Source organism: Herminiimonas sp. Marseille-P9896, from assembly GCF_903993245.1.
Lineage (GTDB): Bacteria > Pseudomonadota > Gammaproteobacteria > Burkholderiales > Burkholderiaceae_D > Oxalicibacterium > Oxalicibacterium contaminans.
Window position 1 is genome coordinate 169,017 of sequence record NZ_CAJEVT010000001.1, and the last position, 13,120, is coordinate 182,136.

Annotated in this window: 17 protein-coding genes; 12 read left to right on the forward strand and 5 right to left on the reverse strand. The window is 54.5% G+C overall.

The window, feature by feature from the left end:
• Window positions 1-41: 41 nt before the first annotated feature.
• From H7U06_RS00825 to H7U06_RS00840, 4 genes are all read right to left on the reverse strand, one after another.
• On the reverse strand, window positions 42-380 hold the full coding sequence (locus H7U06_RS00825) for a DUF3144 domain-containing protein (RefSeq protein ID WP_175624344.1): 339 nt from the start codon (window positions 378-380) through the stop codon (window positions 42-44).
• A 170-nt stretch (window positions 381-550) separates the two neighbouring features.
• Window positions 551-1,003 carry a YiiD C-terminal domain-containing protein gene (locus H7U06_RS00830; RefSeq protein ID WP_175624345.1) on the reverse strand — a complete coding sequence of 151 codons (453 nt, stop codon included), beginning with the start codon at window positions 1,001-1,003 and terminating at the stop codon, window positions 551-553.
• Window positions 1,004-1,057: 54 nt separating this feature from the next.
• On the reverse strand, window positions 1,058-1,486 hold the full coding sequence (locus H7U06_RS00835; RefSeq protein ID WP_175624346.1) for a VOC family protein: 429 nt from the start codon (window positions 1,484-1,486) through the stop codon (window positions 1,058-1,060).
• A 57-nt stretch (window positions 1,487-1,543) separates the two neighbouring features.
• Window positions 1,544-2,194 (reverse strand): DUF2238 domain-containing protein, encoded by a 651-nt coding sequence (locus H7U06_RS00840; protein WP_175624347.1) that lies wholly within the window; start codon window positions 2,192-2,194, stop codon window positions 1,544-1,546.
• A 320-nt stretch (window positions 2,195-2,514) separates the two neighbouring features.
• On the opposite strand from H7U06_RS00840, the gene H7U06_RS00845 reads away from it, so the two are divergent.
• From H7U06_RS00845 to H7U06_RS00870, 6 genes are all read left to right on the forward strand, one after another.
• Window positions 2,515-2,913, forward strand: a complete 399-nt coding sequence (locus tag H7U06_RS00845; RefSeq protein ID WP_175624348.1) for a DUF2946 domain-containing protein — start codon at window positions 2,515-2,517, stop codon at window positions 2,911-2,913.
• 84 nt (window positions 2,914-2,997) lie between these two features.
• Entirely contained in the window at window positions 2,998-3,231 is a 234-nt protein-coding gene (locus H7U06_RS00850) for a hypothetical protein (RefSeq protein WP_175624349.1), read from the forward strand.
• Between the two features lie 32 nt (window positions 3,232-3,263).
• The gene (locus H7U06_RS00855; protein WP_175624350.1) at window positions 3,264-3,701 is read left to right on the forward strand and encodes a copper chaperone PCu(A)C; all 438 of its coding nucleotides are present in this window, start codon (window positions 3,264-3,266) and stop codon (window positions 3,699-3,701) included.
• Window positions 3,702-3,730: 29 nt separating this feature from the next.
• A complete protein-coding gene (locus H7U06_RS00860; protein ID WP_175624351.1) occupies window positions 3,731-5,887 on the forward strand; it encodes a TonB-dependent siderophore receptor in 2,157 nt (718 codons plus the stop codon).
• 8 nt (window positions 5,888-5,895) lie between these two features.
• Window positions 5,896-7,422, forward strand: a complete 1,527-nt coding sequence (locus tag H7U06_RS00865) for a PepSY domain-containing protein (protein WP_175624352.1) — start codon at window positions 5,896-5,898, stop codon at window positions 7,420-7,422.
• 172 nt (window positions 7,423-7,594) lie between these two features.
• Window positions 7,595-8,407, forward strand: coding sequence for a ParA family protein (locus tag H7U06_RS00870; RefSeq protein ID WP_175624353.1), 813 nt, complete (start codon window positions 7,595-7,597; stop codon window positions 8,405-8,407).
• On the opposite strand, the gene H7U06_RS00875 is transcribed toward H7U06_RS00870, so the two are convergent.
• Window positions 8,372-8,581: a hypothetical protein gene (locus tag H7U06_RS00875; protein ID WP_175624354.1), complete on the reverse strand. Its 210-nt coding sequence runs from the start codon at window positions 8,579-8,581 to the stop codon at window positions 8,372-8,374. The genes H7U06_RS00870 and H7U06_RS00875 overlap by 36 nt on opposite strands.
• A gap of 340 nt (window positions 8,582-8,921) precedes the next feature.
• On the opposite strand from H7U06_RS00875, the gene H7U06_RS00880 reads away from it, so the two are divergent.
• The 6 genes from H7U06_RS00880 (at window position 8,922) to H7U06_RS00905 (ending at window position 13,036) form a co-directional block, all read left to right on the forward strand.
• Window positions 8,922-9,170 carry a DUF6139 family protein gene (locus H7U06_RS00880; protein WP_175624355.1) on the forward strand — a complete coding sequence of 83 codons (249 nt, stop codon included), beginning with the start codon at window positions 8,922-8,924 and terminating at the stop codon, window positions 9,168-9,170.
• Between the two features lie 158 nt (window positions 9,171-9,328).
• Window positions 9,329-10,468, forward strand: coding sequence for a PQQ-dependent sugar dehydrogenase (locus tag H7U06_RS00885; RefSeq protein ID WP_175624356.1), 1,140 nt, complete (start codon window positions 9,329-9,331; stop codon window positions 10,466-10,468).
• A 66-nt stretch (window positions 10,469-10,534) separates the two neighbouring features.
• Complete coding sequence (locus H7U06_RS00890; RefSeq protein ID WP_175624357.1) at window positions 10,535-10,813, forward strand: hypothetical protein; 279 nt, start codon at window positions 10,535-10,537, stop codon at window positions 10,811-10,813.
• 13 nt (window positions 10,814-10,826) lie between these two features.
• On the forward strand, window positions 10,827-11,021 hold the full coding sequence (locus H7U06_RS00895; protein WP_175624358.1) for a DUF1653 domain-containing protein: 195 nt from the start codon (window positions 10,827-10,829) through the stop codon (window positions 11,019-11,021).
• A gap of 97 nt (window positions 11,022-11,118) precedes the next feature.
• Window positions 11,119-11,802 carry a response regulator transcription factor gene (locus tag H7U06_RS00900; protein WP_175624359.1) on the forward strand — a complete coding sequence of 228 codons (684 nt, stop codon included), beginning with the start codon at window positions 11,119-11,121 and terminating at the stop codon, window positions 11,800-11,802.
• Window positions 11,792-13,036, forward strand: coding sequence for a HAMP domain-containing sensor histidine kinase (locus tag H7U06_RS00905; RefSeq protein ID WP_175624360.1), 1,245 nt, complete (start codon window positions 11,792-11,794; stop codon window positions 13,034-13,036). Before H7U06_RS00900 ends, H7U06_RS00905 begins: the two co-directional genes overlap by 11 nt.
• Window positions 13,037-13,120: the final 84 nt, after the last annotated feature.

A 13,120-nucleotide genomic window follows, 5' to 3' on the forward strand; every position in this document is an offset into this window, starting at 1 on the left:
GGCGAGGCTTTTTTTATCAGTGCATGGCTGGCTGCTTAAACTCAGCTTTTTTCCGGGTGATAGCTTTTGAAGTTCTCAGCATAATCACGGAAGTTTTCACGCAACATCTTTTCAAACTCGGTACGGAAGTAAGCAACTGCAGGGTCCGCTTCGGATTTGAAAACTGCGCCGCTCGGTGCATCAACTGAAGCGGTAAACGCGTTGAAACGTGCCGCTGCATACATCATCGCTGCACAAACCTGGCCGCGCTCAGCACCCTTGCAGTTTTCATTGGCAAGGTGGATGAAGGTGTCTGCGATATCCCAGAATTTGGCATTAGGATCCGGTGCTTTGGTGCTAGGACGGGTAACGTCCCGTGCATTGAAATTGTCGTCGCTCATGATTTAAAAGTGATATCTGATTGTAAATATTACGTATTCATCTGCAGGAAAATGGGCGTTTTTACTGGGCTAGAAACACCGCCCGGGATATGCTGATTTCTTGCGTGTGCAGCACTATAGCCTAAAAACGGGCAGACGCTGAGCGCGGCGCAGGCTGTCTACAGCCATTATCAGGGCGCTTCCGGTGCCAGCGCGACGAATTCCCCGTGCAATTTGCCGGCTTGCTGCCCCTGAAATTCCAGCACCGAACTGACTGAAATCCGCGACCGGCCCTTGCGCGCCAGCGTACGCAGGAAACGCGGCCAGTCGGCATCCGGCTCCAGATAGGAGCGCGCGGTAAAACTACCGGCGATGGGTAATTCATACTGCATGGTGTTGCTCTGGATAACCAGGCGACTACTGATGCCCTGATGCTGCAAGCGTACATGCAGCAAGGACCATGCTGCCAGTATCGCTACCGCAGAGGCGCTGCCGCCGAATATCGTTTCCTGGTGATTGATGTTGGGCGGCAAGGGCGCGGTGAGCAGCACGCCATCCGGCTGGGCGCTGAGTACTTCGACCTGCATCGCCTGTGACAGGGGGATGTGATCGTATAAATATTGCCGCAAGATACCCTGATCCACAGTCAGCCCCTGTTTGTCATATTGCGTTAGTCGGAAGAATACTGATGCAGCACATCATTGCCACGGGTCGTAAGTGCCGACACTCCACAAACGACCTTCGAGATCGCGGCAACTGAAACCCCGTCCGCCGTAATCTTCAAATTTGATATCGATGACAATCTCTGCGTCGCGCTTCAGTGCACGCTCGTAAACCTGATCTGCATCCGCCACCACCAGATACGGACTTTGCGTTTCATCACCGCCGATATCATCCGGCTGGCGTATCAGTTTGCCCCACTCGCTATCGGCCACCACCGACCCGATCATGAGCATGCCACCGCCCAAAGTCAGCTGCGCATGGGCCACGCTGCCATCCGGATTGGTATACACCGCCTGCTTTTCAAAACCAAAGACTTCGCACAACCAGTCTATTGCTGCCAACGCATCGCGATAACGCAGGCATGGAATGATAGTGGATTTCGTTGCTACCGCAGATTTGCTCATGATGATCTCCTCAGCTCAGGACGAAAACAGATGACAACATCAGCTTGCCACAGTTCCTCAGTGATGACTGATCACGCGGTCGATCTGTCTGTCATGCCATCTGGCAAGCAGGATAACGGCTATCATCGCGCCGAAGAAAGCCATGCACATATCCGACTGCGTATCCCACTGGTCACCTTGCGTACCGAGGAATTCATCCGCGCCTTGCCCCATGATGACGGCGGCCCACCACTCGATCAGTTCATACCAGGCACTGATGGCCATCGCCACACAGATGGCGAGGAAGGCGACCATCTTCTTGCCGCTGACAAACTGCCTGCGCACGAATATTTCCTTCGCCACCAATGCCGGTACCAGTCCTTGCCACAGGTGTCCCAGCTTGTCGTAAGGATTGCGCGCCAGCCCAAACAAATCCTGCACCCAAAAACCGACAGGTACGTGCGCATAGGTATAGGTGCCGCCGACTATCAGGATCAGCGCATGCAGGAAAATCAGGAAGTACAACAATGGCGTCAGTGGAAAACGCTGATAAGTGAATCCCAGCAAAGGCAGGGCGATCAATACCGGCATGACTTCCATCAACCAGGTCAGGCGTTCATGCGGATTGATAAAAGAGATGGCCAGCGCCAGCACGATCAGTGCGCCTGCGGCCAGCAAGTAGCGCGGAGATGGCGAAGATAACTGCGTAGATGGAGGCAGTGTAGGCATGTATGGGTATGGTTAATGAGCCAGCATCAACCATACCTTTTTTGTTCCGTTACTGCATGTCTGAGGCGTTATTCCACATTTCTGTGTAACCGCTGGCACTTCAGTGCAAGGAATTCAAACGACAAACAAAATTATTATTTTTACAAGTGAACATGCATATAACACGCAATTCCAGCGTATATATGTGCGCATATCCAACATGATTTATAGCGCCGCCACTATCGCTTTCATTCGAAGCACGGCTATAATCAGCCGCGATAAGTCGCCAGCCGTCAACAAGATGGTTGTCTAAATTTCCCTTTTTCCTTGATGCCCGCGCCATGCGAATGACGAAAGCCAAGCATAGATGGACCACCTGGATCGCATGTTTTGCGATCCTGCTGGCGTCGCTTGCACCGTCGATCTCGCATGCAGTTGCTGCCGCCAAAGGTGCGCCAAATGCCTGGGTTGAAATTTGTACGGTAGACGGTAGCAAGATGATGATGGTCGACCAGGACCAGAATTCACAGGCACCGAAACCTGCTGAAAGAGCCATACACTTTGAACACTGTGCGTTTTGTATGACGCACGCAGGCTCGGTAGGCTTGCCGCCTCCGGCCGATTTCGTGATGCCGGTAGTCAGCGGCGATCACGTCCTTCCTCCACTGTATTACCAGGCATCGCGCCCACTGTTCGCCTGGGCCGTTGCACAACCCCGCGCTCCCCCGGCTTTTTCCTGATCGTTGCTGAGTACCGTTAGCACGTACGCCCGTAGGCGTGCGTCTGTCTGGCGGTGTGTCTTCATCTCGAAACAGGAGTTCGCCATGTCAACTCGCCGTAAATTCGTCATCACCCTCAATCTGATTGCGCTCGTGATCGTTGCGCTGCTCGTCAGCATCCAGCGTCATGCTTCTGTCGCTGCATCGACGGCTGAAAATCCAGCCGTTGAAATGCAACTGGTCGCACTGCCGATATTGGCCAGCGCCAGCCAGTGCGGCGCTTCCTGCGTCGTTACCAGTCGCGCTGCGCTTGGCATATCAACACAAATCGCGCAGTAATCCGCATCCATCTTCCATCAGAGGAAATCCATATGAACAAGTTCTTACTCGCTTCATTGCTGAGTCTCGCCTGCGCGTCGTCTTTTGCTCAAGTAACGGTCAGCGACGCCTGGGTACGCGCCACCGTGCCACAACAAAAAGCCACCGGCGCCTTCATGCAACTAAACAGCGCCAAAGGCACACGTCTGGTAGATGCACAGTCACCCCTTGCACGCGCAGAAATCCATGAAATGGCGGTGCAAGACCACGTCATGCGCATGCGTCAGATCAGCAGCCTGGATCTGCCAGCAGGCCAGAACGTGATGCTCAAACCGGGTGGCTATCACATCATGTTTTTCGATCTGAAGCAGCCAGTCAAAGAGGGGGATGTGATTCCGCTCACGTTGACATTTGAAGACAAAGACAAGAAGCGCGAAACGCTGGAATTGCAAGTCCCAGCGCGCGCACTCAACACCGCGCATAAACACTAAGCGCCCTTCAGACTACTTTTGGATCAACAATGAAACTCGTATTTGAAAGCCACACGCTGCCACGTCGACTGGCACACGCTGTTTTGTACACGCATTGCACACTGGGATGTCTGCTGGCGATGCACTCTGCATCGGCGGCTGACACCACCACCTTGCCCAGCATCTCGGTCAGCCCGGAACCAGCCGGCACCTTAAAGTCGCCGGCCTCTACCGGCTCCAACCTGGACCTCACACCATTCCAGACACCAGCCAGCGTCAGTGTCATCACACGTGAACAACTGGAGCAGCGCGGCGATGCCAATCTGGTCGACGCCATTACCCGCAGTGCTGGCATCAGCGGCATGGGGCATCCGGGCAATAGCGGCTCCTCGCTTTCCGCCCGCGGCTTTACCGACACCACCTCTGTCATGCGTTTGTATGACGGCACCCGTCAATACGGCGGCGTCGGCGTGTCCTTTCCGTTCGACACCTGGTCTATCGATCGCATCGAAGTACTACGCGGACCGGCTTCCGTAATCTATGGCGATGGCGCTATTGGTGCGGTGATAAATGTGATACCGAAAAAGCCAACTCGTGGCGCGATACAAAATGAAGTGCAAGCCACCATAGGCACCGACAACACGCAACGCCTGGGCTTCGGCAGTGGTGGTGCTATCAATGACAAGCTGTCATATCGCATCGACCTCAGCGGCGATCGTTCCGATGGCTGGGTTGATATGGGCGACTCACGCAACCTGAGTTTTTCCGGCGCATTGCAACTCGACGTCTCGGCCGACTTCCGTCTGAAGCTCAGCTATGCACAAGGTCGGCAAGAACCAATGCGCTACTTCGGCACGCCATTGGTCAACGGCCAGCAACTGGAAGCCCTGCGCAAAAAGAACTACAACGTCAGCGATAGCAAAATCCAGTATGACGATCGCTGGACTGAATTGTCCGCTGAGTGGACACCGAATGCGGATACGACCGTACGCAGCAAGTTGTACTACATAGACAGCAAACGGCACTGGCGCAATGCGGAATCCTATGTCTACAACCCTGGCACCGGCCTGATCGACAGACCCGCATCCAGCGGTGCGACGGAAATCATGCACGACCAGACCCAGATAGGGAATACCACCGACGCCACTTTCCGTGGTCGTCTGTTCGGCCTTAAAAATCAGGTATCGGTAGGCTTTGACGTGAGCGACAGTTCGTTCCAGCACACCAACAATACTTACTTCGGTGCCTCACCGTCCGTTGATCCTTATAACCCGGTACCGGGTACCTTCTTCAGCGCGATACCTACCATCCCGCGTTACCGCAACAAAGCGCAACAATATTCCGTCTTCGCAGAAAACCGTCTAGAGCTAACGGATAAATGGTCGGTACTCGGCGGCTTGCGTTACGACCATGCCGATGTATCCCGTGCCGACCTGGTGACGAATACGCCTGCCTTTGATCAAACATATTCGAATGTAGGCTGGCGTCTGGGCACGGTCTACAACATCACTCCTGATACAGCGCTCTACGCACAGTATTCGGAAGCAGCCGATCCTGTCGGCGGCCTGTTGATGATTACGGCTGCCAACAGCAAGTTCGACCTGTCTACCGGCAAGCAAATCGAAGTCGGTGTGAAACAGGCATTCTGGAACAAGAAGGGCGAATGGACACTGGCCGCTTACAACATCAAGAAAAATAATTTACTCAGCCGCGACACGACCAATCCTGCGGTGCGTATCCAGGTCGGCGAACAATCGTCTACCGGACTGGAAGGAACCCTGGCGCTGGCCTTCGCTCCGGGCTGGCAACTCGATGCAAACGCAGCCATCCTGCGAGCAAAGTTTGATGACTTCAATGACTCCGTCGGTGGTGTCGCGGTCTCCCGTTCCGGCAACGTCCCGCCGAACGTCGCCGAACGCCTGGCCAATATCTGGCTGAGCTGGAACTTCATTCCCGACTGGACTGCCAGCGGCGGCCTGCGTTACGTCGGCAAACGCTATGCAGACAATGCCAATACTTTGGTCATGCCTGCGTACACCACGACCGACCTCGCACTGCAATGGAAAGCATCACGCGATACCACGGTGACGTTGCGTGGTTTCAATGTGTTCGACAAGCAGTACTTCACCACTGCTTACTACTCCGGCACGCAATGGTTTAACGGTCCTGGACGTCGTATCGAGTTGACCGCCAACTATCGCTTCTGAGTCGTAATATGAATCTGTCCGCACGCGCCAAACGCCTGACTTACCTGATCCATCGCTGGACAGGCGTGGCCGCGTGCGTGCTGATGGCTTTGTGGTTTGTCAGTGGCATCGTGATGCTGTTCATCGGTTACCCGAAGCTGACGCCATGGGAGAGATTGCAGGCTATGCCTGCATTGCAGGTACAGCAGTGCTGTGTGTCGCTGCATCAGGTACTGACACATAGCATCGCGCCGGACAAGGTGCAGGAGATCGTGCTCACGTCTGTCCGCAACCAGCCGTATTACCGTTTGCGTGAAGGCAAAGGAAATTATTTGCTGGTCGATGCACGCAGCGGTGCGCTGGCTCCCGCAATGAATGAGCAAATGGCGCTATCAAGCGCACGTGCCTTTGTCGCTGACGCTGACGCTAATGCACATTATCTCGGCACCGTGCACGAAGACAGATGGACACATGCACGTTCACTCGATCAGCATAGGCCACTGCATCAGGTACAAATGGATGATGCAGACCATACCTTGCTGTATCTGTCTGATCGCACCGGACAAGTCGTGATGGATGCGCCGCGTGCACAACGCATGTGGAACTATGTCGGCGCGTGGTTGCACTGGTTATATATGTTTCGTGACAAACCGGTTGATCCGGTCTGGAGCTGGATAGTGATCGTGCTGTCTGCGTTCGGCACGCTGACTGCGATCACCGGTACGCTGGCAGGTATCTGGCGCTGGCGTTTTCGCGGACGCTATAAATCCGGTGCGCGCACGCCGTATCGCGAAACCTATTTGCACTGGCATCACATCATCGGCTTGAGCTTTGCCGCGATTATCTTTACCTGGATCTTCAGCGGGCTGATGTCGATGAATCCGCTCGGCATCTTTGATGCACGCGGTGAGAAACCAAATAGCGCAGCCTATCGTGGGACGACTCCTGGCATCACGCACTTGTCACTGGACGCGACGCAGGCTATCCATTTATTGAATGATGCAGGGTTCCGTGCAAATGAAATCGAATGGCGCGTATTGCATGGGCGTCCTTATCTGCTGGCACGCAACGCCGCCAATGCGACACGTTTGATCATCGAGGACGGCGGACGCTATCAAGTGCGGGAACGGTGGAGTGATGCCGAGTTGTTGCAGGCCGCAACGCAATTGATGCATGCACCGATACGCGATCATCAGGTGCTGACACACTACGACACTTATTACTACGGACGACAGCAGGAAGCGATGATGGGAGCCGCGGAACGACGCCTGCCCGCATTGCGCATACGCTTTGATGAACCGCATCAAACCTGGGTACACCTCGATCCGTTTACAGGTGATGTAGAAAGCAGCTCGGATCAGGCGCAGCGCACGGGACGCTGGTTGTTCAGCTTTTTGCATAGCTGGGATTTGCCAGTGATGCTGCAAGCCGGTGCATGGCGCGACGCGATACTGATACTACTCAGCCTCGGCGGCCTGGCGCTTAGCCTGACCGGCATCGTCATCGGCTGGCGTCGCCTGCGCGTCTGGCTCGGCCAACATCATCGCGCACATTGACATATCAAGCCGCTGGCACAGATAGATCAGTTCGTACAAATCATGGTGTTACTATTACGCAAGTTCTCGTATCAGCTCATAGCAAAGCACGGCAGGATCACAGCCAGTTCACGATAAACCGGTGTCAACAGATTGATATCGGTGATGCGCCAGCATCGAATCCGGGAGGCTTATGACGATAGTTACCGTATTCAACCAGAAAGGCGGGGTGGGTAAAACCACGACAGCCCTGAATCTCGCCGCTGCATTGGCACGGCGCGGTTGCCACCCCTACGGTATCGACCTCGACCCACAAGCCCATTTAAGCGCCATTGCCGGTATCACCGCGCAATCGGGTGATGACACCATACTCAGCATGTTCCAGCGCGACCGGCCGTTGAAGGAGCTGGTACAACGTTCATCGACCAGTAGCCTGGGTCTGATCCCGTCACATATGGAATTGTCCAAGGTGGATACCTTGTTCGGCAAAGGCTATGACGTCGTCAATCGACTCAATGCCAACCTGCGGGCAGAAAAATTCAACACAGAAAACACACCGGTGATGATTGATTGCTGCCCACTGATAGGGGTGCTGTCACTCAATGCGATTTTTGCGTGCGACTGCATCATCGTGCCGGTATCGGCCGATCATTTGTCCGCCAAGGGTGCGATGCAAATCGAAAAAACCCTGCGCGCGCTGGAGCCCGTACTAAAACGACGCGTGAACCGTCGCTACCTGCTGACGCGCTTCGACGGGCGACGCAGTATGGCGTGGGAAGTACTTAAAGTGCTGGAAGAGAAATTCGGTGCCGATGTATGTCGCACACGCATCGCAGAGAACGTCAGTCTCGCGGAAAGTCCTGCTCACAATAAAACGATATTCGAACATGCGCCCAACAGTCGCGGCGCTCAGGACTATGAAACCTTGCTCGATGAATTACTGGCTGACGGCTTTATCCAGCAACCGGCATTAACGCGAGATGAGCGAGAGGATATCGTCAACTGAGTGCGCAATGCCGGGACGCTGCACCGCACCTTTGATATCACAACGCAGTATTTCGCAATGCCGATACATCTGTCGTAGCTTGCGCTCCGCATCACTACGATCCATACCGCCGATAACGATGCTTTCCAGCCTTTGGCCTTCGCGCGTTTTCACAGAAAAATCATATTTCAACATGAGCACCTCCTTACACTGCACAAATGGAGCAGTCCGCATTGCGCTATAAAGGGGCGCAACGAATTGGCAGATTAGCACGCGTTAACAAATTTGGTTGCCAAAACGTAACACCAGGCAATAAAAATGGGCTTATTTTGTGCAAAAAAGCCACTAACTACGCCTAAAACCCTGATTTACAGCCCGCTACTGCCAAAAAGTCTTACGAAAAGCTTAACTGGAGGAAATCCATAGCAAATATCACGCCATCGTCCTGCTTTTAGATCGGCTATGCTGATGACGCAACCTTTATAGTGAAGCCTGGTCACAAAAGACCTTACCCTCATTTTTCCAAGGACTTGTCATGCGCATAGATATATATCGAAGAGCTGAAAATGCAGGCCACTTTTCTTACCTCGCTGTACCTGAAGGTAAGCTGCTACCGGAAGAAGTCGTCAACACTGACTGGGAACCAACCGACCGCAGCGTCGACTTGGCAGATGATGCGAAACACCTGGCGGATTTTGCGATTGATGATCCTTTCGAACAAATCAATGCCAAAGGGTATGCCATCACCAGCGTAAAAAATCTCGCGAACGAACCACCGCGCTAAAAATAAAAGAATACTGAAACCGGACCGGTGACCCGGCCTGGTTATAGATCAGCCCCTGCCGCGGAATATCACTTCCCCGCTGATCTTTGAGTTGATATAAGCTATCCCGCCCGGCATGTACCGGGCGGTTTTCAAATCCAACTTGCGCAGAGGCCTGTATGCATATTCCATCCATCAGCACTCATCTCCTCGCCGCCGCACTCCTACTCACATCCGTCTGCGCATATGCGCAAAACACCGCTCAGCTACGTACTGAATTACTGGCAGAAGGCCTCGACCATCCATGGGCACTCGCCTTCATCGGCAATGGGCGCATCCTGCTGACCGAGCGCTCAGGAGATATGCGCGTGTTCCAGCCTGGCGCGCCACTGTCTGCACCGCTGACTGGCTTACCCAGGATAGAAGTCGGCGGGCAGGGCGGTTTGCTGGATGTCATTACCGATAGCAAATTCTCCGAGAACCGCATGATTTATTTTTGCTATAGCGAAGAAGCAAATGCCCGCACCGGCGGCAGCGGCAACTCAACTGCGCTGGCATCGGCGCGCCTGTCGAGCGATTTGAAAAAACTGGAACAAGTCAAAGTATTGTTCAGCCAGCAACCTAAATTTGCCAGCCGCGCACACTTCGGCTGCCGCATCGTCGAGCGCCCGGACGGCACCCTGTTCCTGACGCTGGGCGATCGTTACAGCCGCATGCAGGATGCGCAGACACTGGACAACCATCACGGCAAAGTCATACGCATACGCAAGGATGGCACTGCACCACCGGACAATCCCTACGTCGGCAAAGCAGGTGCACTGCCGGAGATCTGGAGCATAGGACATCGCAACTCGCAAGGTGCAACGCTGGGTGCAGACGGCAAATTATGGATGCATGAACACGGGCCGCAAGGCGGCGATGAAATCAACCGGCCGGAAGCAGGCAAGAACTATGGCTGGCCCGTCATTACCTACGGTGAAAACTACGGCGGCGGAAAAATCGGTGCCGGGCTAACCGCACAAGCAGGCATGGAGCAACCGCTGTATCAGTGGACACCATCGATAGCACCGTCCGGCATGACTTTCCTGCGCAGCACGCGCTATGGCAAAGCATGGCAGGGAAATTTGTTCGTCGGCTCGCTCAAATTCCGCTACCTGGCGCGACTGGAACTCAAGGATGGCAAGGTCGTGCGCGAAGAACGCCTGCTACCCGATCTGGAACAACGTGTACGCGATGTACGTGAAGGGCCGGATGGCTTGCTGTACATCCTGACCGATGAGGGTAACGGACAACTGATACGCTTGCTGCCGCCGCAATAAAACTGCACGTATCCCCTGAGCGTGACCTTACTCACTTACAATAGCGACTCTATAAATGGAGTCACTATGTTTTCAAGTAAATCGCTGGACGAACTGTTGGCGCAAAAGAAGGTCAGGCTCGCACTCACCGCGCTGTGCACTTACTTCGCAGTCATGGGTGCTTATCAATTACTCACAGGGGTGAACCAGGTGGACTGGTTGCGCGGTGGCGGCAATTTGTTGGTGTGGGGTGGATTTGCGGTGTCGAATGCAATGAAAGCGTATGGCCGTACGCAGCCCGGCATCAACATTCCTATCAATATCGGCGTCGTGCTAGTGGTCGCGAGCTGGATCGTCCGCATGTAAGCTGGGAGTCATCATGCAATTCAGACATTTCAAAGGCGGCATCTACGATTTCGTGTGCGCCGCCAAACTGGAGTCCGATCCGACGGTCACCATGATTGTGTACACGGCTGCCGACGGCTCCTACTGGACACGTCCGGAGAGCGTGTTCTTTGAGAAAATCGAACACAACGGACAGACGGTGCAACGCTTCACGCCCATAGACGAGTAAGTAACCCAGGCTTGCATTTCCACTCGTGGTACAGGGCAGGCTACAATCACTGCACACCGTTACGATTCCCAACCAGCAGGCAGACCGAGAAGAACACGTGTACGCACTGATCATCGAAGATAACCCCGATATCGTCGCCAATCTGTACGGCTTCCTGGAGCCATTGGGTTACACGCTGGATGTCGCACTGAGCGGCACTGCCGGCGTCACCCGCGCCACCAGCGCGCACTACGATGTAATCGTACTCGACCTCGAATTGCCGGGACTGGACGGGGTCGAAGTCTGTCGCCAGTTGCGCAAGGAACAACGCCTGGCAACGCCCATCCTGATGCTGACCGCACGCGATACGGTAAAAGACAAACTGGTCGGCTTTGAAGTCGGCGCTGATGATTATCTGGTCAAACCTTTTTCGCTGGTTGAACTGGAAGCCCGGCTCAAAGCACTGGTTCGACGTGCCCGCAATGAAACGGTGGAACACATCCTGGAATTCGGCGAGCTGCGCCTGGACCTTAGCCGCAACGAAGCCACCCGCGCCGGACACAAGCTGGCACTTACACCGACCGGCTATAAATTGCTGGAAGCATTGATGCGCAAAGCACCTGCTTTAATTACAAGAGATGAAATACTGCGCGAGATATGGGGTGACGATCCACCGGACAGCGATGCCTTGCGTACTCACATCCATGCACTGCGCCAGGCGATGGATAGATCTTTTGCCCAACCCATGTTGCGTACCCTGCCGGGTAGCGGTTATCGCCTGATCAATAACGATGAAAGCTAGTCAATCACTCAAGAACCGTATAGCCGGTTCCTTCGTCTTGCTCGCTTTCGTACTATGCAGCTTCTTTACGCTGGCCGCCTATACCGCGGTCGAGCTGGCCGAATCACAACTGATAGACCACAACCTCGATAAGCTGGCGACCAATCTGATTACCCAGCACATCAACAAGATCACGCTGGAGTTACCGCCGGATATCAGCTTCTACGTCAACGAAGAAATCCCGCCAACCTTCCGTAACCTGCCAGTCGGCATACATGAAATAGAAACCGGCGAAACCGAAGCGCATCTGGTGGTACGCAAGGTCGGCGATCAGCATTTCGTGGTGGTCGATGACACCAGCGACTTTGAAGAAACGGAACTGCTGATCTTTATCTCACTGGGCGTTGGTTTCGTCACCAGCATCCTGCTTTCGATCGCATTGGGCGTGACCTCGGCCAAACGTCTGGTGGCACCGGTGACGGCATTGGCCGAAGCAGTCGAACGCAACGACGCACCCGGTGATCTGCCGTCGCTGGATAAAGAAAACGAGATAGGCATCCTGGCGCGTGCATTTGCCAAACGCACCGATGAATTGCAGCGCTTCCTCGCGGATGAGAAATTATTTACAGGTGATGTCAGCCATGAATTGCGCACACCGCTGACCATCATGCTGGGCGCTTCCGAGCTTTTGAAGACCAAGCTGGCCGATACCCCGGATGAGCTGGAGGTGGCCGAACGCATACGTCGCGTCGCGAGCGAAGCTTCGGAGCGGGTTGGTGCCTTGCTGCTGCTATCCCAGTCGCCAGATATGCTGGGTGGTTCACAGCTGTCGCTGACGCATCTGATAGAGCGCGAAATCGAACGCTGCCAGCAAATCCTGGGCGATAAGCCGGTCACACTGCAGCTCCACGCACCGCAGGATGTCTGGGTCCATGCCCGTACCGAACTGGCCGGGATCGCGATCGGCAACCTGCTGCGCAATGCCTGCCAATACACGGAACAAGGCACAGTCCAGGTCTGGCTGACCCCTGATGATTTAACAATTGAAGATGACGGCCCCGGCATCCCGGAAAATGTACGTACGCGTTTGTTCGACCGCTTCGTCCGTGGCCACGACAATCAGCACGTCGGTTCCGGCCTGGGACTGGCAATTGTTAAACGAGTCATCGATCATATGGGCTGGGACATACGCTACGAAACACCGGCTGGCGGCGGTAGTCGATTCATTGTTACTTTTGCCAGCAACCAGCAATAAGAAAATAACTGGCTGACGTAATCGGGAAGCATTTCCCGGTCTTAACGCGGCATTAACGGCGCTCTCGATAGCGTAGCGACTTCT

Bases quoted from the DNA above. Each gene is read 5' to 3' on its own strand.
- H7U06_RS00890 (WP_175624357.1), top strand. From the start codon at position 10,535: ATGTTTTCAAGTAAATCGCTGGACGAACTGTTGGCGCAAAAGAAGGTC.
- H7U06_RS00880 (WP_175624355.1), top strand. From the start codon at position 8,922: ATGCGCATAGATATATATCGAAGAGCTGAAAATGCAGGCCACTTTTCT.
- H7U06_RS00825 (WP_175624344.1), bottom strand. From the start codon at position 380: ATGAGCGACGACAATTTCAATGCACGGGACGTTACCCGTCCTAGCACC.
- H7U06_RS00840 (WP_175624347.1), bottom strand. From the start codon at position 2,194: ATGCCTACACTGCCTCCATCTACGCAGTTATCTTCGCCATCTCCGCGC.
- H7U06_RS00885 (WP_175624356.1), top strand. From the start codon at position 9,329: ATGCATATTCCATCCATCAGCACTCATCTCCTCGCCGCCGCACTCCTA.
- H7U06_RS00905 (WP_175624360.1), top strand. From the start codon at position 11,792: ATGAAAGCTAGTCAATCACTCAAGAACCGTATAGCCGGTTCCTTCGTC.
- H7U06_RS00895 (WP_175624358.1), top strand. From the start codon at position 10,827: ATGCAATTCAGACATTTCAAAGGCGGCATCTACGATTTCGTGTGCGCC.
- H7U06_RS00865 (WP_175624352.1), top strand. From the start codon at position 5,896: ATGAATCTGTCCGCACGCGCCAAACGCCTGACTTACCTGATCCATCGC.
- H7U06_RS00870 (WP_175624353.1), top strand. From the start codon at position 7,595: ATGACGATAGTTACCGTATTCAACCAGAAAGGCGGGGTGGGTAAAACC.
- H7U06_RS00860 (WP_175624351.1), top strand. From the start codon at position 3,731: ATGAAACTCGTATTTGAAAGCCACACGCTGCCACGTCGACTGGCACAC.
- H7U06_RS00850 (WP_175624349.1), top strand. From the start codon at position 2,998: ATGTCAACTCGCCGTAAATTCGTCATCACCCTCAATCTGATTGCGCTC.
- H7U06_RS00875 (WP_175624354.1), bottom strand. From the start codon at position 8,581: ATGTTGAAATATGATTTTTCTGTGAAAACGCGCGAAGGCCAAAGGCTG.
- H7U06_RS00845 (WP_175624348.1), top strand. From the start codon at position 2,515: ATGCGAATGACGAAAGCCAAGCATAGATGGACCACCTGGATCGCATGT.
- H7U06_RS00855 (WP_175624350.1), top strand. From the start codon at position 3,264: ATGAACAAGTTCTTACTCGCTTCATTGCTGAGTCTCGCCTGCGCGTCG.
- H7U06_RS00835 (WP_175624346.1), bottom strand. From the start codon at position 1,486: ATGAGCAAATCTGCGGTAGCAACGAAATCCACTATCATTCCATGCCTG.